Origin of the sequence: Paeniglutamicibacter gangotriensis Lz1y, from assembly GCF_000348945.1 — a bacterium.
Lineage (GTDB): Bacteria > Actinomycetota > Actinomycetes > Actinomycetales > Micrococcaceae > Paeniglutamicibacter > Paeniglutamicibacter gangotriensis.
Genome location: NZ_AOCK01000005.1, coordinates 255,126 through 277,859, shown reverse-complemented (window position 1 = coordinate 277,859; position 22,734 = coordinate 255,126). Strand labels below are relative to the sequence as shown.

General features: G+C 65.2%; 21 protein-coding genes. 7 read left to right on the top strand and 14 right to left on the bottom strand.

What is annotated here, in order from left to right; all coding sequences use genetic code 11:
• The first annotated feature begins 171 nt into the window (after nucleotides 1–171).
• Nucleotides 172–510, top strand: a complete 339-nt coding sequence (locus ADIAG_RS10425; protein ID WP_007271320.1) for a bifunctional 3-phenylpropionate/cinnamic acid dioxygenase ferredoxin subunit — start codon at nucleotides 172–174, stop codon at nucleotides 508–510.
• Nucleotides 511–710: 200 nt separating this feature from the next.
• Here ADIAG_RS10425 and ADIAG_RS10420 read toward each other — a convergent pair whose 3' ends face one another.
• The 3 genes from ADIAG_RS10420 to ADIAG_RS10410 all read right to left on the bottom strand — a co-directional run bounded on the left by ADIAG_RS10420 (nucleotide 711) and on the right by ADIAG_RS10410 (nucleotide 4,458).
• Nucleotides 711–2,066, bottom strand: a complete 1,356-nt coding sequence (locus ADIAG_RS10420; protein WP_007271319.1) for a GntP family permease — start codon at nucleotides 2,064–2,066, stop codon at nucleotides 711–713.
• Nucleotides 2,060–3,265 carry a glycerate kinase gene (locus ADIAG_RS10415; protein WP_007271318.1) on the bottom strand — a complete coding sequence of 402 codons (1,206 nt, stop codon included), beginning with the start codon at nucleotides 3,263–3,265 and terminating at the stop codon, nucleotides 2,060–2,062. Before ADIAG_RS10415 ends, ADIAG_RS10420 begins: the two co-directional genes overlap by 7 nt.
• A gap of 83 nt (nucleotides 3,266–3,348) precedes the next feature.
• On the bottom strand, nucleotides 3,349–4,458 hold the full coding sequence (locus ADIAG_RS10410) for a CdaR family transcriptional regulator (protein WP_007271317.1): 1,110 nt from the start codon (nucleotides 4,456–4,458) through the stop codon (nucleotides 3,349–3,351).
• Nucleotides 4,459–4,737: 279 nt separating this feature from the next.
• Here ADIAG_RS10410 and bioB point away from each other — a divergent pair, with 279 nt between their 5' ends.
• The 5 genes from bioB to bioD are packed head-to-tail and all read left to right on the top strand — an operon-like array spanning nucleotide 4,738 to nucleotide 10,480.
• Nucleotides 4,738–5,967 (top strand): biotin synthase BioB, encoded by a 1,230-nt coding sequence (gene bioB, locus ADIAG_RS10405; RefSeq protein WP_043474561.1) that lies wholly within the window; start codon nucleotides 4,738–4,740, stop codon nucleotides 5,965–5,967.
• On the top strand, nucleotides 5,964–7,340 hold the full coding sequence (gene bioA, locus ADIAG_RS10400) for an adenosylmethionine--8-amino-7-oxononanoate transaminase (RefSeq protein ID WP_007271315.1): 1,377 nt from the start codon (nucleotides 5,964–5,966) through the stop codon (nucleotides 7,338–7,340). The genes bioB and bioA overlap by 4 nt, the downstream gene beginning before the upstream one ends.
• Nucleotides 7,324–8,538, top strand: coding sequence for an aminotransferase class I/II-fold pyridoxal phosphate-dependent enzyme (locus ADIAG_RS10395; RefSeq protein WP_007271314.1), 1,215 nt, complete (start codon nucleotides 7,324–7,326; stop codon nucleotides 8,536–8,538). The genes bioA and ADIAG_RS10395 overlap by 17 nt, the downstream gene beginning before the upstream one ends.
• On the top strand, nucleotides 8,535–9,704 hold the full coding sequence (locus ADIAG_RS10390) for a cytochrome P450 (RefSeq protein ID WP_007271313.1): 1,170 nt from the start codon (nucleotides 8,535–8,537) through the stop codon (nucleotides 9,702–9,704). The genes ADIAG_RS10395 and ADIAG_RS10390 overlap by 4 nt, the downstream gene beginning before the upstream one ends.
• Nucleotides 9,668–10,480, top strand: coding sequence for a dethiobiotin synthase (gene bioD, locus ADIAG_RS10385; protein WP_235045882.1), 813 nt, complete (start codon nucleotides 9,668–9,670; stop codon nucleotides 10,478–10,480). The genes ADIAG_RS10390 and bioD overlap by 37 nt, the downstream gene beginning before the upstream one ends.
• A gap of 58 nt (nucleotides 10,481–10,538) precedes the next feature.
• Here the strand turns inward: bioD and mhpA are convergent, their stop codons facing one another.
• From mhpA to ADIAG_RS10340, 9 genes are all read right to left on the bottom strand, one after another.
• Nucleotides 10,539–12,263 (bottom strand): bifunctional 3-(3-hydroxy-phenyl)propionate/3-hydroxycinnamic acid hydroxylase MhpA, encoded by a 1,725-nt coding sequence (mhpA, locus tag ADIAG_RS10380; RefSeq protein WP_007271311.1) that lies wholly within the window; start codon nucleotides 12,261–12,263, stop codon nucleotides 10,539–10,541.
• 161 nt (nucleotides 12,264–12,424) lie between these two features.
• Nucleotides 12,425–13,132 (bottom strand): IclR family transcriptional regulator, encoded by a 708-nt coding sequence (locus ADIAG_RS10375; RefSeq protein ID WP_235045881.1) that lies wholly within the window; start codon nucleotides 13,130–13,132, stop codon nucleotides 12,425–12,427.
• 29 nt (nucleotides 13,133–13,161) lie between these two features.
• Nucleotides 13,162–14,133 carry a zinc-binding dehydrogenase gene (locus tag ADIAG_RS10370; protein WP_007271309.1) on the bottom strand — a complete coding sequence of 324 codons (972 nt, stop codon included), beginning with the start codon at nucleotides 14,131–14,133 and terminating at the stop codon, nucleotides 13,162–13,164.
• A gap of 51 nt (nucleotides 14,134–14,184) precedes the next feature.
• Entirely contained in the window at nucleotides 14,185–14,973 is a 789-nt protein-coding gene (locus ADIAG_RS10365; RefSeq protein ID WP_007271308.1) for an SDR family NAD(P)-dependent oxidoreductase, read from the bottom strand.
• 128 nt (nucleotides 14,974–15,101) lie between these two features.
• The gene (locus ADIAG_RS10360; RefSeq protein WP_007271307.1) at nucleotides 15,102–15,704 is read right to left on the bottom strand and encodes a cysteine hydrolase family protein; all 603 of its coding nucleotides are present in this window, start codon (nucleotides 15,702–15,704) and stop codon (nucleotides 15,102–15,104) included.
• Nucleotides 15,705–15,871: 167 nt separating this feature from the next.
• Nucleotides 15,872–16,900 carry a 4-hydroxy-2-oxovalerate aldolase gene (gene dmpG, locus ADIAG_RS10355; RefSeq protein WP_007271306.1) on the bottom strand — a complete coding sequence of 343 codons (1,029 nt, stop codon included), beginning with the start codon at nucleotides 16,898–16,900 and terminating at the stop codon, nucleotides 15,872–15,874.
• Between the two features lie 17 nt (nucleotides 16,901–16,917).
• Nucleotides 16,918–17,856 carry an acetaldehyde dehydrogenase (acetylating) gene (locus ADIAG_RS10350; protein WP_007271305.1) on the bottom strand — a complete coding sequence of 313 codons (939 nt, stop codon included), beginning with the start codon at nucleotides 17,854–17,856 and terminating at the stop codon, nucleotides 16,918–16,920.
• A 48-nt stretch (nucleotides 17,857–17,904) separates the two neighbouring features.
• Entirely contained in the window at nucleotides 17,905–18,711 is an 807-nt protein-coding gene (locus tag ADIAG_RS10345) for a 2-keto-4-pentenoate hydratase (protein ID WP_200859387.1), read from the bottom strand.
• Nucleotides 18,708–19,649 carry a 3-carboxyethylcatechol 2,3-dioxygenase gene (locus tag ADIAG_RS10340; RefSeq protein ID WP_007271303.1) on the bottom strand — a complete coding sequence of 314 codons (942 nt, stop codon included), beginning with the start codon at nucleotides 19,647–19,649 and terminating at the stop codon, nucleotides 18,708–18,710. Before ADIAG_RS10340 ends, ADIAG_RS10345 begins: the two co-directional genes overlap by 4 nt.
• Before the next feature lie 34 nt (nucleotides 19,650–19,683).
• Between ADIAG_RS10340 and ADIAG_RS20205 the strand changes: the two genes are divergently transcribed.
• Nucleotides 19,684–20,472, top strand: a complete 789-nt coding sequence (locus ADIAG_RS20205; protein ID WP_235045880.1) for a TetR/AcrR family transcriptional regulator — start codon at nucleotides 19,684–19,686, stop codon at nucleotides 20,470–20,472.
• Nucleotides 20,473–20,491: 19 nt separating this feature from the next.
• On the opposite strand, the gene ADIAG_RS10330 is transcribed toward ADIAG_RS20205, so the two are convergent.
• Both ADIAG_RS10330 and ADIAG_RS10325 read right to left on the bottom strand, forming a co-directional pair.
• Nucleotides 20,492–20,941 (bottom strand): PaaI family thioesterase, encoded by a 450-nt coding sequence (locus ADIAG_RS10330; RefSeq protein ID WP_007271301.1) that lies wholly within the window; start codon nucleotides 20,939–20,941, stop codon nucleotides 20,492–20,494.
• A gap of 133 nt (nucleotides 20,942–21,074) precedes the next feature.
• Complete coding sequence (locus ADIAG_RS10325) at nucleotides 21,075–22,403, bottom strand: MFS transporter (protein ID WP_007271300.1); 1,329 nt, start codon at nucleotides 22,401–22,403, stop codon at nucleotides 21,075–21,077.
• Between the last annotated feature and the right edge of the window lie 331 nt (nucleotides 22,404–22,734).

Below are 22,734 nucleotides of genomic sequence, written 5' to 3'. Positions count from 1 at the left end.
CGGCGTCATGGACCCCGGCCATGATGCCCCTGGCAATGCGGGGGCTGGCTCCGTGGCGGTTCGTCGGTTGGGCAGTGGGGGCAAAGCGCGGGATGATGGGAACACACTTTTACACCTATCCATCACCTTGGCGCGATGCGCAGCGGCGATGGAAGACCAGGAGGCATCCCCATGAGCGAGGCAATCAACATCGGTTCCGTCGACAGCATCGAGGAAGGCGAGGCCATGGTCGTCACCTCCGAGGAGAACGGCACCAAGGAGGACATCGCAGTTTTCCATGCTGAGGATGGAAACTTCTACGCCATCAACGACGAGTGCACCCATGAGACCGCCTCGTTGGCCGATGGCTGGATCGAAGGCGTCGAGGTCGAATGCCCGGTGCACGCGGCCAAGTTCTGCCTGAAGTCCGGCACCGCACTCTGCCTGCCGGCTACCGTGGCTGCACGCACCCACAAGATCGAGGTCAAGGACGGGGAACTGCTGCTTTACCCCGATACCCCGGCGGTCTAGAAATCTTGCTGGCCCGGTGGCGCACCTCGTGCGGTGCCTCCGGTACCCAGCAGCACCACGGTGAAACGACCCAGAACGGGGGCCGCGCATCAAGCGCGGCCCCCGTTCTGCACCGTGGACGGATAAAGACCCGCACGGCAAGCCGCCCCAGGGGGCGCCGCCTGCGCCGAAATGCGCTGCTGCGGAGCCGGTGCCAGGGGTCAGATCAGCACGAGGCTCAAACCCCACACGGCGATGAATCCCGAAACACCCTGGATCGCGGTGGCTGGGGTCAACGTGCGGTAGGCAGTGGCCGTCGGAATCCGGCTGAACTGGGAAACCACCCAGAAGAAGGAATCATTGGCGTGGGAAACAACCATGGCTCCGGCGCCGATTGCCAAGACGGCCAGCACCGGGCCGGCGCCCTGGTTCAGCCCCAGCGGTTCGAGCAGCGGCAGCATCATCGCCGAGGTGGTCACCATGGCCACGGTGGAGGACCCCTGAGCGGTCTTCAGCGCGGCGGAAATAATGAATGGTACGGCGATACCCAGGCCAAGCGTGGCGAGGTTTTCGGAGAGAAACCCCGTGATGGAGCTCTTGCCCAGCACCCCGCCGAAGGCCGCTCCTGCACAGGTGATCAGCAGGATCGGAGCAGCCAGCAGGATCGAATCCGAGATCTGTGTGTTGAACCTCGACAGCTTTCCGTGGCCGCGAAGCAGGAAGATCGCGGCAATCAGGCCCAGGGCCAAGGCAATAACGGGGGTCCCCAGGAATACCGACACCTCGTAGCCGGTACCCGCGCCGAGGGGCGCCGAGGGCAGCTTGGCGATCGAGGCCAGGCAAATGAGCACGATGGGCAGCAAGATCGGGAGGAATGCCATGAACCCGGAAGGCAGCTTGCCGTATTCCGCTCGCAATTCCTCGTAACTGACCTCGGTGTCCTCGGCAGCCAGGGGCAGTAACTCAATGTCCTTCTTGAGGAAGGAATTGGCGTAGAGCAGCGCGGCGCCGGCCGAAACGGCCGCGACCACCAGACCCAAGGCGATCAGCAGACCGAGGGAATCAACAACGTTCAGGTTCGCCGCAGCGGCCAATGGCCCGGGGGTCGGGGGAACCATGGTGTGCGTGGCGTAGAGGCCAGTCATCAACGCAATCGACATGGCGACAAGGGATACCTTGGCCCGCTCGGCCATGGCCTTGCGCAGCGAGTTCAGGATGATGAAACCGGAATCACAAAACACCGGGATCGAAACGATGTAGCCGATCACGCTCATGGTCAGGGTCGGGAAACGCGTACCAATGACCTTGATGAGCCCGTCGGCCATGGCGATGGCTCCGCCTGAACGCTCGAGGATGACACCGATCATGGTGCCAAACAGAATCACCAGTCCGATGCTGCCCATGGTGTTGCCGAAGGCAGTGGTGATGGTCGGAATGATTTCTTCGGCCGGCAGCCGGAAAGCGAACGCTCCGACGAAGGCGGCACCCAGCAACGCGAGGAAGGGGGAGATCTTGAGCTTTGCGGTGACCGCCACGATGGCCACCACAAGCAGGAGCAGAATCAGTATGTCTAACATGGGTCGTTTGTCCTTGAGAGTCCGAAGGTGCGAATCGTCGTTGATGCGGTTTCGATGAGGGAGCACGCCTGTGCTGCGGCATCCTCGATGAGCTCAGCAGCGTCCCGGGTCAGGTCTTCGAGGGTGGCCGGCCCGCGGGCGAGGGAAAATGCGGCGCTGAGGCCCTCGGCCCGGCAGCGCGCCGAATCTAGTTCAACGGCCCCGGCAATAACCACCACGGGGGTGGTGTTCGGGGCGAGCCGACGCACGGCGTCAACCACCTTCCCGCCTAGGGACTGCATGTCGAGCCGGCCTTCGCCGGTCAGCACCACGTCGGCCAGGGAGAGGGCCCGGGGCAGGTCCAACGCGTCGGAGATCATCTGGGATCCGGGCATGGTGCGGGCTCCAAGCAACGCAACCAGGGCCAGCGGCAGGCCGCCTGCTGCTCCCGCGCCGGGGGAGTCGAGCAGCTCGGTGACGTCACCGTCCGTCAGCTTGGCAAGGACCCGTGCCAGATGTGCGAGGCCCGCATCCAATACGGCGATGTCCCGCTCGTTGGCACCCTTTTGTGGGCCGAATACGTTGGCCGCACCCTGTGGTCCGCACAGGGGGTTGTTGACGTCGACAGCGATTTGCCAGCTGGTGGTTGTGGCTGCGGGGTGCAGTTGTTCAAGGTCGATTTTTGCGATCTGGGACAGTCCTGCCCCGCCCGGGGGAACGGGGCTTCCGGCGGAATCAAGGAACCTGGCGCCCAGTGCGCTGAGGAATCCGGTACCACCGTCGGTGCTGGCCGATCCGCCAATGCACAGCATGATCTCGCAGACCCCGTCATCCAGCAAGTGCCGGGCGATCTCGCCGACTCCGCGGCTGTCGGCGCGCAGTGGCTGCAAGGGAACGTCACTGACCTGGGGGAGCCCGTTGGCCTCGGCAGCTTCGATCATTCCGGTTTGTCCGTCGGCGGAGAGCCCGTAGCGGGCGGTGGCCTTCCGGCCGATGGCATCGTGCACGGGGAGCGTCAGGGCCGAGCGCTCCCAGCTGGCCAGCAGCGCATCGAGTGATCCTTCGCCGCCGTCTGCCAGGGGAATTTCGATGATGGTTGCGTCGGGCCCGAAGATTGAGCGCGCGCCGGCAGCCATGGCTGCTGCGGCGCCGGCTGCGTCGACGGAACCCTTGAATGAATCCGGGCAGGCCACGATGACTGTGGAAGGGGTGGAGCTCATGCCTCTCAACGTTAGTGTGTGTGCCGCCACTTCGATACGGGCAAAGTCACCACTAATACTCCTCGGAGCAGGAGCTTTAGTGGTTATTGTGCACGGTTTGGCCGATCTGCGATCAATGCCATCGACAGGCACGGCCTGTTGGCGGGGTCGCGGGGATCGAGGCCGGTGAGCCGTTCGATCCGCTCAATGCGCTGCACGATGGTGTTGCGGTGCAGGTGAAGTCGGCGTCCCGCATTTGCCAGAGATCCGCCGGAGTTGAGCAGCGCCGCCAGGGTGTCGAGCTGGATGTCCGATAGCCCGCGCACTCGTGCGGCCAGGTGGGCCCTGAGATCTGCGGGAAGGCATGCGACGGCAAGCTCTGCGGACAGCTCTGCCTGCCCGAAATGCTGGCGGCCGCTGGGAAGCAGCCCGTGGTTGGCCACCAGTACCCCCAGGGTGCGCGCAGAGCCATGCAGCATTTCAACACTTGCACAGGGGCCGCCGTGGATGACAATTTTCGAGGGGTCGGGCCCTAGTAGTGTGCGGATTCGGGCAGGGTCCTCGGTTGCCCGCGCCACGATCCAGAACGCACCCCGGAAGGAGGCAAAACGGTAGAGCCCTCCGGATCCGAGTCGGCTTTCATGCGGCCAGCGGGATGGTGGAAGTGGTGGCGGGGAAGGCTCGGGAAGCGTGGAATCCAGCACTGCAGTGATCCGCCAGGGCCCTGCGAGCACGGGGTGCTGTTCGCTGAGCTGCCGGAGGGTGATCGTCGGGTCAGGTGCGCCGTTGACCAGACGAGAGAGTAAATCCAGATCGCGTGCCTCTCGTCTGGCTGTGGCGTCCAGTTCCTGTTCCCGCGCTATCAGCAGACCGATGGTCAGTACCAGTACTTCGGCCACCGGGCGGACCACCGCCGGGTCCCCGGTCACGCCAATGACACCAAGGATCTCTCCGTTATTGGCCAGGGGCAAGTTGACGCCACGGCGCATGCCGCCGTTTTCCTCTTCGTCGCTGATGACTGCGGGTTCGCCGGTGGAGGCGACGGCCAGCGCGGCACGATGCAGAGTCCCTAGCCTTGCCGGGTCGCGTGAAGCGATGATGATTCCGTTGCGGTCCATGACATTGACGTTGTGGTGCAGTGCGGGGGCTATGTGGTCCAGGACCCGTTGGGCCAGCTCGCGGCCCAGCAGCTGATGTAAGGGTGTTTCGGGCATGGGCCAAGTCTATGGTCCGGCTTGCTCCACGGGACCGTTCCCCTGTGTCGCCCGGCGCCCTCGGGCCGGGCAGCGGCACCTCCCCGACCCATGCGGTACCGGTCCCTGAATCGGGGCGATAGACGAGGCGGCGGAAATGCAGTTGAACAGTGTTCAACTGTTGAGTAGTGTGGTGCAAGAATCATTGAACGGTGTTCAACGTGATGTTCGGAATGCATTGTGCATGGCCCGGACTCCCATGTCACCGCCGAGAAGCGCCCGACCGGAAGGCCCCCCGCCATGACCACGACCAACACCATCCCTGCGCCCGCCGCAGCTGCCTCCAACGGGATCCTGGATGCCGCAGAGCTGGCCGCGCGCATCGATGCCGGACACCGGCTCACAACCGACGAAGCGCTCGCCGTCCTGCAGACCCCGGACGAGGCCACCCTCGGACTGATCGCCGCGGCGGGAACCCTGCGCCGCAAGCACTTCGGCAACACCGTGAAGGTCAACTACCTGGTGAACCTCAAGTCGGGGCTTTGCCCCGAGGACTGCACCTACTGCTCCCAGCGCCTGGGTTCCAAAGCCGAGATCCTCAAGTACACCTGGCTCAAGCCCGACGAGGCCGTGCACCAGGCCGGGCTCGGCATTGCCGGCGGCGCCTCACGTGTGTGCATGGTCGCCTCCGGCAAGGGACCCAGCAACCGCGACGTGGACCGCGTGGCCACCATGATCGGCCAGATCAAGGACGAGAACCCGCAGGTGGAGGTCTGCGCCTGCCTGGGGATCCTGAAGGACGGGCAGGCGCAAAAGCTGCGCGACGCCGGTGCCGATGCCTACAACCACAACTTGAACACCGCCGAATCCCTCTACCCGGAGATCTGCTCGACCCACACCTTCGCCGAGCGTGTGGACACCATCGGGGCGGCCAAGGACGCCGGACTCTCCCCGTGCTCCGGGCTCATCGTGGGCATGGGCGAGACCCCCGAGCAGCTCGTCGAGGCCGTCTTCGCGCTGCGTGAGCTGGAAGCCGACTCGATTCCGGTGAACTTCCTGATGCCCTTCGACGGCACCCCGCTGGCCGGGACCTGGCACCTGACCCCGCTGGCGTGCCTGCGCATCCTGGCCCTGGTCCGCCTGGCCGCACCCTCCGCCGAACTGCGCATGGCCGCCGGGCGCGAAATGCACCTGCGCACCCTGCAGGCCACCGCGCTGGCCGTGGCCAACTCGTTGTTCCTCGGCGACTACCTCACCAGTGAGGGCCAGGATGCGCGCCGCGACCTGGAAATGATCTCCGACTCCGGGTACGTGATCCTGGGCCAGGAGGACACCGACCCGGCCGAGCTCGCTGCACGCCTGCGCCACCGGGCAGACGAAGCCCCTGCCGCCACCGAGGCCCCGGGATGTGGAAGTTCCTGCGGTTCCGGTTGCGGTGCGGGGGCTTCCCTGGGTTGCGGCCCGGCCCACGGCGCCGAACCGGTGCTGCGTCGCCGCGGTGCAGGAACCGGGGAAATCCCCAACGCATGAACGCCGCAACCAGCCTGGTGAGCCAGGGGCAGGACCTGCTGGCCCGGGACGCCGGCCTGCTCTGGCACCCCTATGCCTCCCTGGACGCCGGTGCTCGCTACGCGGTCACCGGGGCCAAGGGTGTGCGGCTCACGCTCGAGGACGCTCATGGCACCCACGAGGTAATCGACGGCATGGGCTCCTGGTGGTCGATGGTGCACGGCTACCGCCACCCGGTGCTGGATGCCGCCGCCCACGCACAGATCGATTCGTTCAGCCACGTGATGTTCGGCGGGCTGACCCACGCCCCTGCCGTGGAACTGGCCGAGCGGCTGGTGGCCATGGCCCCGGGCGACCTGTCCCACGTGTTCCTGGCCGACTCCGGGTCGATCTCCGTGGAGGTCGCGCTCAAGCTCGTGCTGCAGTACCACCACGCCCGCGGGCACACCGGTCGGCAGCGCTTCGCCGCGCTGCGCGGCGGCTACCACGGGGACACCTTCGCGGCGATGGGCGTCTGCGACCCGGTCGACGGCATGCACGCGGCCTTCGCCCGTCCCGGGGCCGAACAACTCTTCCTGCCCCGGCCCCCGGCCGCCCGGCTGACAGTGGAAGGCAGCTGGGAATTCGATGCGGCCGAGTTTACCGTCTGGGAAACCGAGGCCCGCGCGCTGGCCGCGGCCCATGCCCCGGAACTGGCCGGGATCATTGCCGAGCCGGTCCTGCAGGGCGCGGGGGGCATGTACGTCTATGCCCCGGCTGCGCTGCGCGTGCTGCGCGAGATCGCCGACGAACACGACCTGCTGCTGGTGCTCGATGAGATCGCCACCGGTTTCGGGCGCACCGGCACGCTGTTTGCCAGCGAATGGGCGGGCGTGGTGCCGGATGTGATGTGCGTGGGCAAGGCGCTGACCGGCGGCTACCTGACCCTGGCCGCGATGCTCTGCACCCCGAAGGTCGCAGGCGCCCTGGACGGGGCGTACGGCAGCGGCTCGGCGCTGCTACACGGGCCCACCTTCATGGGCAACCCGCTGGCCTGTGCGGTGGCCAACGCCTCGCTGGGACTGCTCACCGGCGGAGGCGACCCGCGCGCCGCCGATGCGCCCTGGCGCGAGCAGATTGCCGCGCTGGAAACAGGGCTGCGAGAAGCCCTCGACCCGGCCGCCGCGCTGTCGTCCGTGAAAGACGTGCGCGTGCTGGGCGGGGTCGGCGTCATCCAGCTGCACGAACCTGTTGCCCTGGCAGAGGTGACAGCGGCCGCGGTCCGCCAGGGGGCGTGGGTGCGGCCCTTCCGCGACCTGCTCTACGTCATGCCGCCCTACATCAGTAGCAGGGACGAGATTCGGCTACTGGGCGCGGCCCTTGTCGCGGCGGTGGAACATGTCCACGGCTCCTAGCAGCGCCCCGGCCGCCGAGGCGCACACGGCGGTTCCGGAGACATGGGAGAGATGGCTGGGCGGACGGGCGAGGGTGCGCGCGGCCCGCGGGCTGCACCGGGTGGAGAGCAATCGCGGGCAATTGGTGGACCTGGCCTCCAACGACTACCTGGGCCTTGGTGCGCACCCGGCGGTGCGTGCCGCCGCCGGGGAGGCCGCTGCCCGCCACGGGGCAGGTGCCGCCGCCAGCCGCGTGGCCACCGGCACCCTGGCGGTGCACACCGCGCTCGAGGAGGCGCTGTGCGACTACACCGGCAGGGCTGCAGCGCTGGTGTTTTCCAGCGGATACACCGCGAACCTCGGTGTCTTGCAGGCCCTGGGCGGACCGGGCAGCCACTTCATCCTCGACGCCCACGCCCACGCCAGCCTGATCGACGGCGCCCGCCTCTCCGGGGCCAGGGTGGCCACCGCCGCACACAACGACCTCGACGCCGCCAGGGCGCTGCTTGAGGCAAACCGCGACTCGCCTGCACCGGCCCCGCGCGTGGCCCTGGTGCTCGAATCCGTCTATTCGGTGCTGGGGGACGCCGCCGACCTGGCCGCCGCGGGTGCACTGTGCACCGAGTTCGGAGCGCTGCTTCTCATCGACGAAGCCCACTCGCTGGCCGCCACGCACACCGGATCGGCTCTGCGCGCCGCCGGACTGGCCGGGGCAGGGCACGTCATCGCCACCGCCACGCTCTCCAAGGCCCTGGGCGCCCAAGGAGGGGTGGTGCTACTGGGCGGGGAAGCGGCGGGGTTGCTGCGCGAGCACCTGGTGAACACCGCCCGCACCTTCCTCTTCGACACCGCGCTGGTCCCGGCCGCCGCCGGCGCCGCACTGGCCGCCCTGGAACTGGCCGACGCTCAGCTGTTGGGACGGCTGGGGCGCAACGCCGCCCTGGTGCACGACACCCTGGCCGCGGTGCCGCAGCTGTCTGGGCGCATCGAGCGGGGTGCCGGCGCGGTGCACTCGATCACCATGGCGGACGCCGCCATCGCGGTGCGCACCGCCGCAGCCCTGCGCGCCCGCGGCATCGCCGTGGCCTGCTTCCGTCCACCGAGCGTCCCGGACGGGATCTCCCGGCTGAGGATCACCGCCCACGCCAACCACCACCGGCGCGAGCTGCTCGCCGCCCTGCACACCATTGCCGCCACCATCCTGGAGGAAGAATCATGAGTTGCCCTATGACGGCCCGGCACGCAACGCTCGCCGAGCGGGCGCCGCTGGACGGACCGCTGCCCGCTGCCTACCCGGAAGAAATCAACCGCCGCTACCGCAGCATCGAGGACCCCGGCTTGGTACGCCGGATCCTTCTGCGCCCCGAGGACTTTACGCCCGAGAACGCCCTGGACACGGCCATCGACCTGGAACCTGCTGCCCTGCGCATCTTGGCCGCCCAGCGGTTCTCGCTGCCGCCGGTGCTGGCCAGCGCCGGCGGGGCCGAGCACCTGAATGTCCGCCGGGTGGTGGCCAGGTTCTTCAGCCCCGCGAAGGTGGCCGCACAGGCCGGGCCCATCAGGGAGCGGGTGCAAGGGATCTGCGCGGAGCTTGCGGAGCAATACCGCAGCGGCGAGCGCATCGATCTGGCACACCATCTGGCCGCGGTGATCCCACCGGAGGTCATGCACCGGCTCACCGGGGTCCCGATCCCGCCGGTCGCGGAGCTCAAGCGCTGGAGCCGGGACTCGCTGGAGCTCTTCTGGGGCTGGCCCGACGCGCAACGCCAGAAGGAACTTGCGGCAAGCGCCGCGCAATTCCATGCCTGGCTCGACACCTCCGTGGCCGAGGCGGTGGCCCGCGACGATTCGAACCTCTATGCCGCGTTGCACCACTCCGGGCTCGACCCGGCGAGGATCCGCTCGCTGGGCTACTTTCTGATGATCGCCGGGCAGGAAACCACCGCCATGCTGATCCAGACCGCGCTGCGCACCGCCCTGCACGAACGCCGTTGGGCCCGGTGCACCGAAAAAGAATCCGCTGCGGACCTAGTGGGCCAGGTGCTGGCGCAGGCCTCTTCGGTACCGACCTGGCGCAGAAGCGTCGCCGCGGACACCGAACTGGACGGGGAACATTTTGCCCAAGGGGAGCAGCTGGTGCTCAAGCTCTCCGGCGGGGTCCTGGGGGAGGAGAACGACGATTCGCTGGCCTTCGGTTTCGGGATCCACCGCTGCCTGGGCGCGGGGCTGGCCCGGATGGAAACCGAGGTGGTCCTGAATGCCGCGGCACGCGCCCTGCCGGGCCTCGAGCCGGCCGGCCCGGAACCTGACTGGATGCACCTGCTCTCCTTCCAGGCACCCCGGACGGTGTGGACCTCGCTGGCCGCGGCGGGGGCAGCGACATGATCCTTGTGGTCACCGGGACCGACACCGACGTCGGCAAGACCGTTGTCACCGCAGCCCTGGCCGCCTGCGCCCTGGAAGGGGGCGCGCGGGTTGCCATCTACAAGCCGACCCAAACCGGTGTGGAACCCGGGCAGGGCGGGGATGTGCACTCGATCGGTCACTGGCTCGGGAATCCGCGGGCACTGACCTTGGAAGAAGGCGCCCGGCTGGCCGATCCCATGGCTCCGGTGGACGCCGCCCTGCACTCCGGCGGGATCGCCGCGGCGGAAGCTCTGCCAACCCTAGCGGACCACGTGCGGCGCGTCCAAGCACTGGCGCGCGAGCACGAGGTCGTCATCGTCGAGGGTGCCGGCGGACTGCTGGTGTCCCTGACACTTGCGGGGGAAACCATCGCCGACATGGCCCGCGCGCTGGGAGCACGTTTGGTGGTGGTCGCCCGTCCGGACCTGGGCACGTTGAACCACACTGCGCTGACCCTGGAAGCCGCGGTCTCCCGCGGCTTTGTCGACGGCGTATTGGTGCTCGGAAGTTTCCCTGCAGCACCCACCTCCCTGCATGAGCGGAACCGGACGAACCTGCGCGAGCTGGCGCAGCGGAACCGGTGGACCTGGGTGCCCGGTCCTCCGGCGGCAGCCGCCTCGGCGGCAGCCGCCTCGGCGGTGGAGAAGGAAACGACGCAGCGGATCCTGCATGCGGCCGGCCGGAAGATGGCCCCGGTGTTCGATGACCAACCGGCTCTTGCCCACGCGGCACCTAGCCGGGGCTCAGCGGGTTAGGTTCCGCAGGCAGGGCAGGGACCGTGTCTGTCATGGTGGTTCGGGGCGGTCCGGGCACCTATACGGACAGCGTGGAACCTTGTGACTTTGCTCGGTGCTGTTCGGCGGCGCGGCCCATGGAGTCCAAGATGGCCTGAAGCGTTGCGGGCCCATTCTGGTGCAGGCAGGCCCCGGCAACAAAGCGGTCCGGACGCAGGAAGATCATCGGGGTCGGACGTTCGTCAAACCACTTCTTCATGCGGCCGGTGTGATCGCCCAATACCAGTACCCCGTCACTCATGTTTTCCTCGGCCCATTCGCGCTGGGTCTCGGGAACGAGGGCCACCAGCTTGGCGCCGAGCGCCTCAAGGGCCTTGATGGAGGCGGTGGGCAGCACATCGACAGGATCGTTGCCCCAGACCAGCACGGTCCACCAATTACCAATGGCGTCATCGAGCAGCAGGTTCTCACCCAGGGTGGAGTTCACCCGCGGCTGGGGGAATTGGACGCCGACGGGGGAGACCTTGTTGTTGGCGGTGAGTACCGGAATCAGCCTGCTGGTGAGGCGTGCGGCAGCGGTTCCCGAGGCCTTTGTGGTGGGATCGGCCAGGACGCCGGTGGTGTAACGCGGCATCGGCTTGAAGCGCATATCGGAGAAGTAGCTCTTGGCCGAGGGGAAGAGGTTGAGTACCGCGGAGGCAGCGTCGCGGGCGGCAACGGCCAGCGGGTTGGTGAGTTTGATGACCGAGCCGAAGGTCATGGACAAGTCGACCATGGCCTTGGCATGGTCCTTGCGCTCGGAGGTGTAGGTGTCCAAGATGTCCTCGCCGGCGGTGCCGGTCAGGATGCTGGTGAGCTTCCAGCCCAGGTTGGTGGCATCGCGCATGCCCGAGTTCCAGCCTTGACCCATCCAGACGGGCATCAGGTGTGCTGCGTCGCCGGCAATGACTTGGCGGCCCTTGCGGAAGGATCCGGCCACGCGTCCGTGGTGGGTGAAAACGCGGCGGCGGATATAGGACAGGTTGTGCGGGTCGGGAACGTGGTCCTTGAGCATCTCGGCCACCCATTCCTTCGAGGTGACCACCGATTCGTCCTCGCCGTCGTGAAGCATGAACTCCCAGCGACGCACCGCGTGCGGCAGCCCAATGGAGACATACGGACGTTTGGGATCCGCGCCCAAAAAGACGTTCGGGGTTCCCAGCGGGTCGTTGTCGACATCGACCACGAGCCAGCGGGTGGAGGGGGAATCTCCCTCGAAGCCCACGCCCATGCGCTTGCGGGTCGGGGACTTGCCGCCCTCGCAGCCCACGAGGTACTGCGCGGAAAAGCGGCGTTCGGTTTGTGTGCCGTCGGCGCCGGTGACCAAGGCGAGGGCCGTGACACCGGATTCGTCCTCGATAACGTCCTCGACCTGGTGGCCGAAGTGCACGTTGATGTTGGAATACTGGGCCAGGCCCTCGTACAGCGACTTGTCGACCTCGGGCTGGATGAAGGCGTGCTTGCGATCCCAACCGAATTCTTGGGTTTGCGGGTTGTTGATCAGGATGGTTTTGCCTGCGCCGTTGACCAGACGCATGATGTGTTGCGGTGCGGTGTGTGGCAGCACCGTGTCGACCAGGCCGACGGTCTGGATGGTGCGCAGCGATTCGTCATCGAGGCCCACACCGCGCGGGTAGTCGATGAGCTCGTCGCGGGCTTCGAGTACCGTGACGCTGCGGCCGTACATCCCCAGGATGTTGGCGAGCATGAGGCCGGCGGGACCGGCTCCGATGATCAGGACTTCGCTGGCGGGGATGTTATTCATGGCCACATCAAACTTTCCGTGTGTGTAAATAGTGCACAACCTAATCGGTATCTGCACAACTAGTGATACCTATTTCACCAGTCCCTGTGATGCACGTCAAAGCAGTCGTGCCATCAGTTGGCACGGAGGTGCCGCGTCGGTCGCCCATGGGGTACGGAAGGCTAGGTCAGTGAGCCCTCGAGCGCGCGGGCAGCTTGCTGCAACACTGCGACGGCGGAGGTGGCTTGGTCTTGCCGCACGGTGATCAGGTTCAGGCAGGCGGGGACACCGCAGATGTCGCGGGCCAGCGGTACCGCCAGGCCGTGCATGCCGGGTTCGACCTCGCCGAAGGTTTGCGCATATCCGTGGGTCCGGGCGGCGGTGACGCGGGGATCCTCTCCGATGTTCTCCGGCTCGCTGGCCAAGATCGCGTGGCCCGCGGCCCCCAGATCCAATGGATGCCGCGAGGCCTCGGCGAACGAGACGTGATATGTGCCCGAAGTCGGTGCGGTGACCCGCAGGGCGATGGCCTCTGCCCCCTCGCGGACAATCAGTGCCAGGGTGGCGCCCAGCTCATCGGCGTACCTGCGTAGCACCGGCTCGGCGGCGGCCAGCAGCGAATGATAGGCCGAGGCCGAGAGGGTGAGCAGCCCCGCGGCGCCACGGTAGCGACTATCCGCGCCGCGGTGCAGCAGTTGGGCATCGCAGAGTGTATTAAGTAGCCGGTAAGCACCGGTGCGATGGATACCCGCGTGCTCGGCAACTTCATTGATGCTCAGACCTGCCGGGGTGCCTGCCACCAGGCGCAACACCTCCAGCCCGCGGGCCAGAGTCTGGGATCCTGCGGTGCGTGAGGCGGTTGGCGAGGGGGCGGTAGTTGGTTCGTTCACGTTCTTGATCATGACATAGTGCCCGGGATTCAGGAGACGGTGATGACGATTTTGCCCTGGGTTTCGCCGGCGATCATGGCCGCGAATCCCTCATGGATACGCTCCAGGGGCAACACACGGTCGATGCGCGGCCGGAGTCCGGTGGTGGCCAGCATGCGTAGCATTGCGACCATCTCGTGGCGCGTGGACCCGGTAGAGCCGAGCACCCGCAGCTGCTGGTAAAAGATGCGCCCCAGATCCGCCTCGGGACTGGTGCCTGAGGTCGTACCGGCGATGACAATGGCTCCGCCCGGTCGCAGGCACCGCAATGAATGCCCCCAGGTGGCCTCTCCCACCGTTTCGATGACCAGATCCACGCGCTCGGGAAGTCGGGCACCGGATTCAAACGCATCATGCGCGCCCAGTTCCAAGGCCAGCGCACGCTTCTCCTCGGTGCGACTGGTGGCGTAAACGGTGGCACCTGCGGCCGCGGCCAGTGCGATCGCCGCGGAGGCGACCCCGCCGCCGGCGCCCTGGACCAGCACGCGGTCCCCGGCCTTGAGCTGTCCCTGGGTAAAGAGCATGCGGTAGGCGGTTGACCAGGTGACGGGCAGGCAGGCCGCCTCCTCGAAGGAGAGCTGATGGGGCTTGGGGATCACGCAACGGTCGGGCACCACGATGTATTCGGCGAAGCCGCCGTCGTGCTGTTCGGAGAGAAGGGCACGGTTAGGATCTAGGGTCTCGTCCCCGTTGCCTGCGTCAGGATCTGCAATTACCGGATAGATGATGACCTCGCGCCCGTCATCGGTCACCCCGGCCACGTCGCAACCGAGAATGATGGGGATGTTCTTGGGATCATGCCCGACCCCGCGCAAGGTCCACACATCGTGCATGTTCATTGACGAGGCCTTGACCTTGATGCGGGTCCAGCCTGCCGGGGGGACCGGTGTGGGAACCTCGCGAAGCTCGAGGCAAGAAAGCGGGTCGGACGGGTTCTGCGCGTGGGCGACGGCTGCAAGCATGGCGGTTGGATCTCCGGGGACGATAGGGGGTGTTTGGACTGGTTGTGGTGCTTAGCGCATGCCCAGGCGCAGTGCGCCGTCGAGGCGGACGACCTCGCCGTTGAGCATAGGGTTGGTTACCAACGAGTGCATCAGATGGGCGAACTCGTCGGCGTGCCCGAGTCGTTGCGGGAAGGGCACGGCGGCGCCGATGCCCAACTTGGCCTCGTCGCTGAGGACGTCCATGAACGGGGTGTCAAAGACGCCCGGGGCCACGCCGAGGACACGGACTCCGTGACGTGCGAGGTCACGTGCCGCGGGAAGGACCATGGCATTGACCCCGCCCTTGGAGGCGGCGTAGGCCAACTGACCCATCTGTCCCTCATAGGCCGCGACCGAACTCGTGAGCGCGATGACCCCGCGGGATCCATCGGCCTCGGCCTCATTCTGGGCCATAGTCGCCGCCGCCTCGGTCAACAGCGTGAACGATCCGACCAGATTGGTCTGCAGCTGCTCGGTGAAAGACGCCCGTGAGTGCGTGCCGTCGCGGCTCAGGGTCTTTTCGATGATTGCCGAGCCCGCAGCGGACACGGCAACCCGAAGTCCTCGCGGGGCCAGCGAACCCAAGGCCATGGCGGCCCGCATGGATTCCTCGTCGTGTACGTCCACGCGGGCGAAAACGCCGCCGATTTCTGCGGCCAAGGTGGTTCCCCTTGATTCATTGCGTCCGCACACTACCACGTGGGCGCCGCGCGCGGCAAAGAGGCGGGCGGTGGCGGCGCCTAGGCCCGAGGTCGCACCGGTGACAACTACTCCGGCGCCGGCTAGATCCGCTGAAGAGAAATTAGGTGAGGAAAGCATTAATCCATCATCGCCGCAGTCAGCCTCGGTCAATAGGCTACGTGCCGGGTAGCGGCACAACGGCGATTGACGGGGGCCGCAAATATGGGAAACCACAAAATTGCTCGACAAGCCGGCGGGGTTGTTGTCTATGTGCTAAACACTGTGCTGATTTCTTCGACGGTGATCATTTGTGCGAAGAGACCCAGAGAACCAATCGACGCATCATGGGATGCCTGATCGGCCGCGGAACTCGCATCTGAGACTACGAAGGTTGAATAGCCAAGGTCGCTGGCCTGCCGCGCAGCACCTTCAACGGAGGCATTTGTTGCGACGCCGCACACCAACACGTTTTCGATGCCTTTCGCCTGAAATAATTCATGCAAGTTCGTGTCGGTGAACGGGCCTGGACGTTGGTGGGTCAACACCACGTCTTCGGGCCCAACTTCGACCTGCGGAACGAGTTCTGCTCCATGTTCGCCGTCTTTAAGGCAGCCGGCTTGAAGGACCATCTGCAGCAGCGGAAGAGTTGGAACCAAATTTGAATAGTCTGGGTTGAAGGCAATCCGGGCTAAAACCACGGTGCCGCCCATGTCACGTACCGTCTGCATCGCCTTATTGCATTTGGCCAAGACATCATTTGCTACAACTTGTTGGTTGAAAATGGATCCGAATGCTGTGTTTTCGGAGACGATATCGTGCTGGAGATGGATGGCGAGCACTGCGGTTGATTTCGGGTTAAGAGAGCTCATGGATTTTCCTTCTGACAATCAGTAACAGGCCTGGGCACTGCCTAGCCATGTGAGTGGATTGGTGGTCGCAAAGCACCGAGAGCATTGTGGATGTTTTCGCGTTAGATATGGAGGTGGGCCCAAGCCAATGGCTTGGGCCCACCTCCAACAGAGAGAAAGCGAAGCGCTTAGCGGGCGGCAGCCAGCTGCACGGCAACGTCTACGATCATGTCTTCCTGGCCGCCGACGTAGCCGGCCTTGCCGATCTCCTCGAGGATCCGGTAGGCCGGAACGCCGTAGCGATCGGCCGCGCGCTCGGCGTGGATCAGGAAGGAGGAATAGACCCCTGCATAGCCCTGCATGATGGAGGCGCGGTCCATGACCGGCATACGGGTGATGAACGGCTTGACGACGTCCTCGGCCGCGGCCATCACGCCCTGGATGTCAACCCCGGTCTTGATATCCAGGCGGTCGAACGCCGCGGCGAGGACCTCGGTGGGGGAGTTGCCCGCACCGGCGCCCAGCGCCATCAGGGTGCCGTCGATCTGCTTGGCACCGGCACGAACGGCAAATACCGAGTTGGCGACGCCGAAGCTCATGTTCTGGTGGCCGTGGAAGCCGACCTGGGCGTCATCGCCCAGCTCTGCGACCAGGGCCGAAACGCGGTCCGAAACATCATCTAGGATCAGCGCGCCGGCCGAGTCAACCACGTAGACGCACTGGCAGCCGGCATCGGCCATGATGCGTGCCTGGACGGCCAGTTCCTCCGGGGAGACCCGGTGGGAGAGCATCAGGAAGCCAACGGTTTCCATGCCCAGCTTGCGAGCGTGCTGGAAGTGCTGGATGGAGACATCTGCCTCGGTACAGTGGGTGGCGATGCGGGCCACCGATGCTCCGGCGTCGTAGGCCTGGTTCAGATCGTGGATGGTGCCCAGGCCCGGGAGCATCAGCACGGCGATCTTCGCGGCCTTGGCCTCGTCCACTGCGGCCTTGATCAGGTCCAGTTCAGGGGTCTTGGAGAAGCCGTAGTTGAAGGAGGACCCGCCCAGGCCATCGCCGTGGGTGACCTCGATGACCTCAACGCGGGAATCATCCAGTGCGCGGACCACGGAGCGGACATGTTCCTCGGTGAACTGGTGGCTCATGGCGTGCGAGCCGTCGCGCAGCGTGGTGTCGGTAATCCGGATGTCAAAGGTGGTGTTCATGGGTGCAGTCATGGTGTGCTTCCCCGTTCTTATGAGTTGGCCGGCGCGGTGGCACGCGCGGCGTCGATTTTGTCGGAGAGCAGATCCGCGGTGCGGGTCGCCGCTGCGGTGATGATGTCCAGGTTTCCTGCATACTCGGGCAGGTAATCGGCGGCACCGGCCACCTGTACCCAGATGCCGACGCGCCCGAAGCCGCCCCAGTCATCCCGGGCTTGATCGAACTGTGGTTCCAGGCGCAGGGCGTAGCCCGGGACGTAGTCGCGGATGGATTCAGCGGCGGCATCGATGGCCGTGCGGATGGCATCCTGGGTGGCACCGGCGACTGCTGCCTCGGCCGGGATCATGCAGTAGATGGTGTTGCGCATCATCATCGGCGGCTCGACCGGGTTGATGATGATGATGGCCTTGCCGCGCTTGGCACCTCCGACAACTTCGAGGGCCTTGGCGGTGGTCTCGGTGAATTCATCCACGTTGGCGCGGGTACCGGGGCCGGCGGACTTCGAGGCGATGGAGGCAACAATTTCGGCGTACTCGACCGGAACCACGGAGGAGACTGCGGCGACGATCGGGGTGGTGGCCTGACCGGCGCAGGTAATCATGTTCACGTTCATGGTGTCGGTCAGTGAATTTAGGTTCACTACCGGTGCCAGGTACGGACCCACGGCGGCGGGGGTCAGGTCGATGGCGTGGATGCCGGCGGCTTTGTACTTCGGTGCGTTGGCTTCGTGGGCCTTGGCGGAGGTGCATTCGAAGACGAAGTCGGGCAGTTCATCCTGGGCCAGCAGCCAGTCCACGCCCTCTGCGGAGGTGGTCACCCCGAGGCGGGCGGCGCGGGCCAGCCCGTCGGAGGCGGGGTCGACACCGATCATGTATTTGACCTCGACGTTGGTGGAACGGCGCATGATCTTGAACATCAGATCGGTGCCGATGTTGCCGGAGCCGACGATTGCGGCTGTCTTTTTAGCCATGGCGTGGGTACTTCCTTAGTGACAGGTAACGAAGAAAAAGGGGGAAGATTAGATGAAGTTGATGCTCAGTGAGCCCAAGGATCCGAAGTCCGCGGTGGCGGACTGGCCGGCGATGACCGGAAGGGCTCCGGTGAAGGAACCGGGAAGGATGAGCTGGCCGGCCTCGAGGGACACACCCTGTTCGCCCAGCACGTTGGCCAGCCAGGCCAACGGGGCGACGGGGTCGCCCATGACATCGGTGCCGGTCCCGGTGGAGCGCTTTTCGCCGTCGATCAGCAGCGAGCACTCGACCGCGCCGAGGTCCTGAACCTGTACCTCCAGCGGGGTGGTTCCGACGGCGATGGCGCCGCAGGAGGCGTTATCTGCCACGGTGTCCACCAGCTTGATGTCCCAATCGGCGATGCGTGAATCGATGATCTCGATTGCCGCGTAGATCTCCCCGATGGCTGCGGCAGCCTGTTCGCGGGTGATACCCGGGCCGGTCAGCGTTTCTTTCAAGACGAATCCGAATTCGGGTTCGACCTTGGGGGAGATGAAGGAATCGGCAGCGATCTGTGCGTCCTCGTGGTGGACCATGTCGGTGAAGAAGAATCCGAAGTCGGGGGAGTCGACGCCGAGCTGCTTCTGCATGGCCAGTGAGGTCAGTCCGACCTTGCGCCCTGCCAACACACGGCCGGCGGCAACATGGGCGCGCAGCTGGATATCTTGGATGCGGTAGGCATCGTTGACGTTCATGGACTCGACACGGTCGCGCAATGGGGCAATCGGTTCAAGGGTTTCGGTGGCCGTCAGCAAATCCGTGGCCAGAGAATCCAGAAGTAGCGTGCGTTCGGTGCTCATGATGGGTTCGCTCATTTCTTCAATACCGCGGTGGTCACGCCAAATCCGGCAATGTATTCCTTGATTGGCTTGTAAAACTCGTAGTCGACTTCGTATTCGCCGCAGGCGCGCAGCGCCGAGTAGGCGGCGACCCAGGTGCGGACCTCGTGCGAGGAGTGCCCGGCAACCGCATCCATCTCATCGGCGGTGTAGGCATCGAAGCCCTCGACGTTTCCTGACTTGCAGACCTCGAGGAAGGCGCGGTCCCATTCCGGGTTCAGGTCCATGATGTCGGCCTCGCCGGCAGCGAACTTGATGGCCGTATTGATGGTGTTGGCCTGGCGGGCTGCGCGTGCCTCGGGGGTGGGTTTGCGGCCGTCGGTCAGGAACGCGCGCTGTTCTTCGGTTGCGGTGGCGATCTGCGGGACCGGTGGATCGTGGGACAGGCCGCCGGAGCCGATGAACAGGACCTTCTTGTCCGAATCCTTAAAGTACTCGCCGACGGCTTGGCCGAACTTGCGCACGCGCGAAACCTTGGTGAAGGGGCGGGCCACGGAATTGACGAAGATCGGTATCACCGGGACGGTGTCCAACCCGCCGAAGATGATTTCCATGGGCTGCACTGCCCCGTGGTCAACTTCCATTTTGCGGGAGATCGCGGTGTCGATGTCCTGGTCAATGATGTACTGGGCCAGCTTTTCGGCCTCGTTGGTCGGGACGTTGATCGGCCCATCCCACGAGTCGTAGTCGCCGGTTCCCAGCGCCTCGTAGCCGACGCAGAACGGGGGCATCAGGTCGTAGAAGAAACCGTTGTAGTGGTCAGGACCGAAGTTCACGACCAGATCCGGGTTGAAGTCCTTGGCGAAGGCGCGGACATGATCGAACGCCGCCTCGACTGCAGCCTTGACGTCCTCGGGTGGATTGGTGTGCTCCAGCAAGGGAGAGTGCGACATGGCGATCAGTGCTTGTTGCATTCCTGGCGCTCCATTCGGTTGGTGACTGGAAAATTTGCTTGTTCTCATTCCATCCGATGTGGGGTGCGAAGGCACGTCTCTGTTCCATTGGGCGGCACGAACCAATAACTCTTTTTCGTTGAAGTCCGAGATTCCAAGGAAATTCTGGAATTGCTTGGCACCCATCAATCGTGCACTAGTGCATAATCTAAGAATGAATGAGATGAATCAGGGTGCGCGCGCTGCCCGCCGAAATCAGCACTGGATGAAGATCCATGAGGCAGCGGTGCTATTGGTGCTGGAGAAAGGCCTCGCGGCGACCACCGTTGATTCCATCGCCGCGGAAGCGGAAGTCTCGCGGCGCAGCTTCTTCAATTATTTCCCCACCAAGGAAGATGCGGTGCTCGGCACCCGCGCCCCCTGGCTGCCGGAAGCCGATTGGGAGGAATTTGTTTCTTCAAAGTTGGAGGTTCTGCCCCGAACCGCCAAGCTTCTGGCCGCGGTGCTGAACACCAGCACGCAAGCAGGGGAGGGGTTTCGCCGACGCCGTGAAATGGTGCGGGCCTTTCCCGAGCTGCGTCGGCGCACCCATGTTCACGTCCAAGCGGCAGAACAACTGGTGGCCGACGCACTCATTGAGCGGCTCAAGCCGCATCAGGCAGCGTTGCTTGCCCACGAATTGCCTCATGATCCCGGCGCGCAGCACGCCTTGGTGCTGCTGGCCGGGACCATCACTCGCTACGCGTTCACCGAGGATCCGGAGGAATTTGCAAACGACTGGCAATCTGCCGTGGTGCGAGCCAGCGCCATGTTTAGTTCGCTGTTGGATCCGCCGGTGCGCTGAACGAGGTACCGCGAAGCAACTATTTTCCCAGTCGGCGTTCCTTGAGCACGTAGGTGAAGGTGGTGTGTACCAGCGCCTTGGCTTCGGCGTCGGCGACTTGGACCTCGACCACGACCACCGAGGAGCCGCCGCGCAGGATGCGCGCGGTGGCCACGGCCGGACCGGACTTGGAATTGGACATGAAGTTCACATTCGATTGCACGGCCAGCGGGAACTGTCCGGCATCGGCGTAGGCATTCATGGCCAGGAAGGTTCCGGCGATGTCTGCGGCACCAAAGAGCGATGCCGCGGCAAACATCCCATTGGCTTGCGACAGCTCATCGCAGAGCGGCATCGAGAAGCTCATCGAGTCTTCCGTGACCGCATGCGGGGTCAGCCGCAGCGTAAAGGTGATGTCCTCGAAACCGAGCGAATCGCGGAACTTATCCCAGCGTGCGGTGAATTCGGACAGGGTTGCCGGTAGTGCCATGATGGTTTTCCTCCAGATGTCAGGGGGTGGGGGCGTTGTCTCCCACCTTAACCATTGATGGCACCCGAGCAGGGTAGCCGGGTGCCATCTGGCAGCACGCCCGCCGCGGGGCGGACGGGCTGCCGGTGAACGATTACTTACGCTTCAGGGTTTCCTTGGAGAGCAGCACGCACGCGGCGCCGACGGCAATCAGGAAGATGAAGTACCAAGCGATGTTGTTGGTTCCGCCGCCGTTCTCCAGCCCGACCAACCATTGGCTCATCAGCGGGGCCAGACCTGCGCCAAGCACCGAACCGACCTGGAAGGTGATCGATACCCCGGTGTAGCGGGACTCGGTGTCGAACTTCTCCGCCAGGAAAGCGCCGATCGGTCCGTACATCGACGCCTGGATGATCGGGTTTCCGACCATGAAGCCCAGCGCCACCATCCAGAACACCCCGGAGTTGAACATCGCAAACATCGGAAATACCAGGGCCACAGAAATCAGTGCCCCGCCGAGCATCACCGGGCGACGACCGTAACGGTCCGAGAGCCAGGCGAAGAACGGGATGGCGAAGATGTGTACGAAGGATGAAGCGGTGAGCATCATCAGCGCGGTCTGTCGGTCCACCGCACCGGTGGACACCACATACGGAACCATGAAGATCGCCAGCATGGCCTGCATGAACAGCGGGCCGGCCACGGCCAAGGTGCCCAGGATGGTTTCTTTCGGGTAATCGCGCAGCACCCGGGTCAGCGGCATTCCGGTGCTGGTTGCGCCTTCGGCCTTGGCCTTGAGGAAGTCCGGAGATTCGGTCACGCGGTAGCGCATGTACAGACCGATGATGACCAGGACCGCGGACAGCAGGAACGGGACGCGCCAGCCCCAAGCCAGGAAGTCCTCCTCGGGCAGGCCGGCGAAAAGACCCAGGATTAGGGTGGCCAACACTGAGCCGGTCGGACCGCCGGTGACCGCGATCGAGGCGGCGAAGCCACGGTTCTTTTCCTGCACGTGTTCGGCCGCCATCAGTGTGGCACCGGCCCACTCGCCGCCCACGGCCAGGCCCTGGATGACACGCAACAGAACCAACAGCAGCGGGGCCGCGATGCCGATGGTGTGATAGGTCGGCATCAGGCCGATGGCAACGGAAACGATGCCCATCATCATCAGCGTGATGAACAGGATGTTCTTGCGGCCAAACTTGTCGCCGAAGTGGCCGAAGAGCACACCGCCTACCGGGCGGGCAATGTAGCCGGCCAGCAGGATCACGAAGGACAGGACGGTCCCCAACCCCGGGTCCATGGTGTCCGGGAAGAATAGGTGGGGGAAGACCAGCCCTGCGGCGGCGCCGTAGAGCAGGAAGTCGTAGTATTCGACCGTCGAGCCCAAGAAGCTGGATACCAGTGCCCGGCGTCGGGCCTTGGGCGATATCTCGAGGTGGTGCTGGGAGGTGTCCAGCCCGGTGGGGGATTGGTTTGCCATAGTGACTCCGTGGTGAGGTTTGCGAGTTGTGTCACATGGAAGCATGGAGGGCACTGCTGCAGAAGACCCACTCCGCGTGCCACGGTGCGGAACGCGAGGTGAACGTGGCACGACGCCACCGAAGGTGCCCACGGGATAACAGCGATGGCATCGACAGCCCGATCCGGCGACATGTTTCGGTGGTTCCCGTGGAACCGTTAAGGTGCTGCACTTGGTCCACCCCGGCGCCTGCGCCGGCACCAGACAGGCCCTACCGCGAGGGGATCGCCGACCGCGGAAAATGGGCGTTTCGGCCCATGTTGACACGGCCGGGTGTGCTGAGGTTCGGCAC

Excerpts from the sequence above, each read along its gene's own strand:
- dmpG (WP_007271306.1), bottom strand. The coding sequence starts at position 16,900 with ATGACTGCACCCATGAACACCACCTTTGACATCCGGATTACCGACACC.
- ADIAG_RS10370 (WP_007271309.1), bottom strand. The coding sequence starts at position 14,133 with ATGCTTGCAGCCGTCGCCCACGCGCAGAACCCGTCCGACCCGCTTTCT.
- ADIAG_RS10395 (WP_007271314.1), top strand. The coding sequence starts at position 7,324 with ATGTCCACGGCTCCTAGCAGCGCCCCGGCCGCCGAGGCGCACACGGCG.
- ADIAG_RS10350 (WP_007271305.1), bottom strand. The coding sequence starts at position 17,856 with ATGGCTAAAAAGACAGCCGCAATCGTCGGCTCCGGCAACATCGGCACC.
- ADIAG_RS10410 (WP_007271317.1), bottom strand. The coding sequence starts at position 4,458 with ATGCCCGAAACACCCTTACATCAGCTGCTGGGCCGCGAGCTGGCCCAA.
- ADIAG_RS10345 (WP_200859387.1), bottom strand. The coding sequence starts at position 18,711 with ATGAGCGAACCCATCATGAGCACCGAACGCACGCTACTTCTGGATTCT.
- mhpA (WP_007271311.1), bottom strand. The coding sequence starts at position 12,263 with ATGAATAACATCCCCGCCAGCGAAGTCCTGATCATCGGAGCCGGTCCC.
- ADIAG_RS10365 (WP_007271308.1), bottom strand. The coding sequence starts at position 14,973 with ATGCTTTCCTCACCTAATTTCTCTTCAGCGGATCTAGCCGGCGCCGGA.
- bioB (WP_043474561.1), top strand. The coding sequence starts at position 4,738 with ATGACCACGACCAACACCATCCCTGCGCCCGCCGCAGCTGCCTCCAAC.
- ADIAG_RS10425 (WP_007271320.1), top strand. The coding sequence starts at position 172 with ATGAGCGAGGCAATCAACATCGGTTCCGTCGACAGCATCGAGGAAGGC.
- ADIAG_RS10330 (WP_007271301.1), bottom strand. The coding sequence starts at position 20,941 with ATGGCACTACCGGCAACCCTGTCCGAATTCACCGCACGCTGGGATAAG.
- ADIAG_RS10415 (WP_007271318.1), bottom strand. The coding sequence starts at position 3,265 with ATGAGCTCCACCCCTTCCACAGTCATCGTGGCCTGCCCGGATTCATTC.
- ADIAG_RS10340 (WP_007271303.1), bottom strand. The coding sequence starts at position 19,649 with ATGCAACAAGCACTGATCGCCATGTCGCACTCTCCCTTGCTGGAGCAC.
- bioA (WP_007271315.1), top strand. The coding sequence starts at position 5,964 with ATGAACGCCGCAACCAGCCTGGTGAGCCAGGGGCAGGACCTGCTGGCC.
- ADIAG_RS10420 (WP_007271319.1), bottom strand. The coding sequence starts at position 2,066 with ATGTTAGACATACTGATTCTGCTCCTGCTTGTGGTGGCCATCGTGGCG.
- ADIAG_RS10390 (WP_007271313.1), top strand. The coding sequence starts at position 8,535 with ATGAGTTGCCCTATGACGGCCCGGCACGCAACGCTCGCCGAGCGGGCG.
- ADIAG_RS10360 (WP_007271307.1), bottom strand. The coding sequence starts at position 15,704 with ATGAGCTCTCTTAACCCGAAATCAACCGCAGTGCTCGCCATCCATCTC.
- ADIAG_RS10325 (WP_007271300.1), bottom strand. The coding sequence starts at position 22,403 with ATGGCAAACCAATCCCCCACCGGGCTGGACACCTCCCAGCACCACCTC.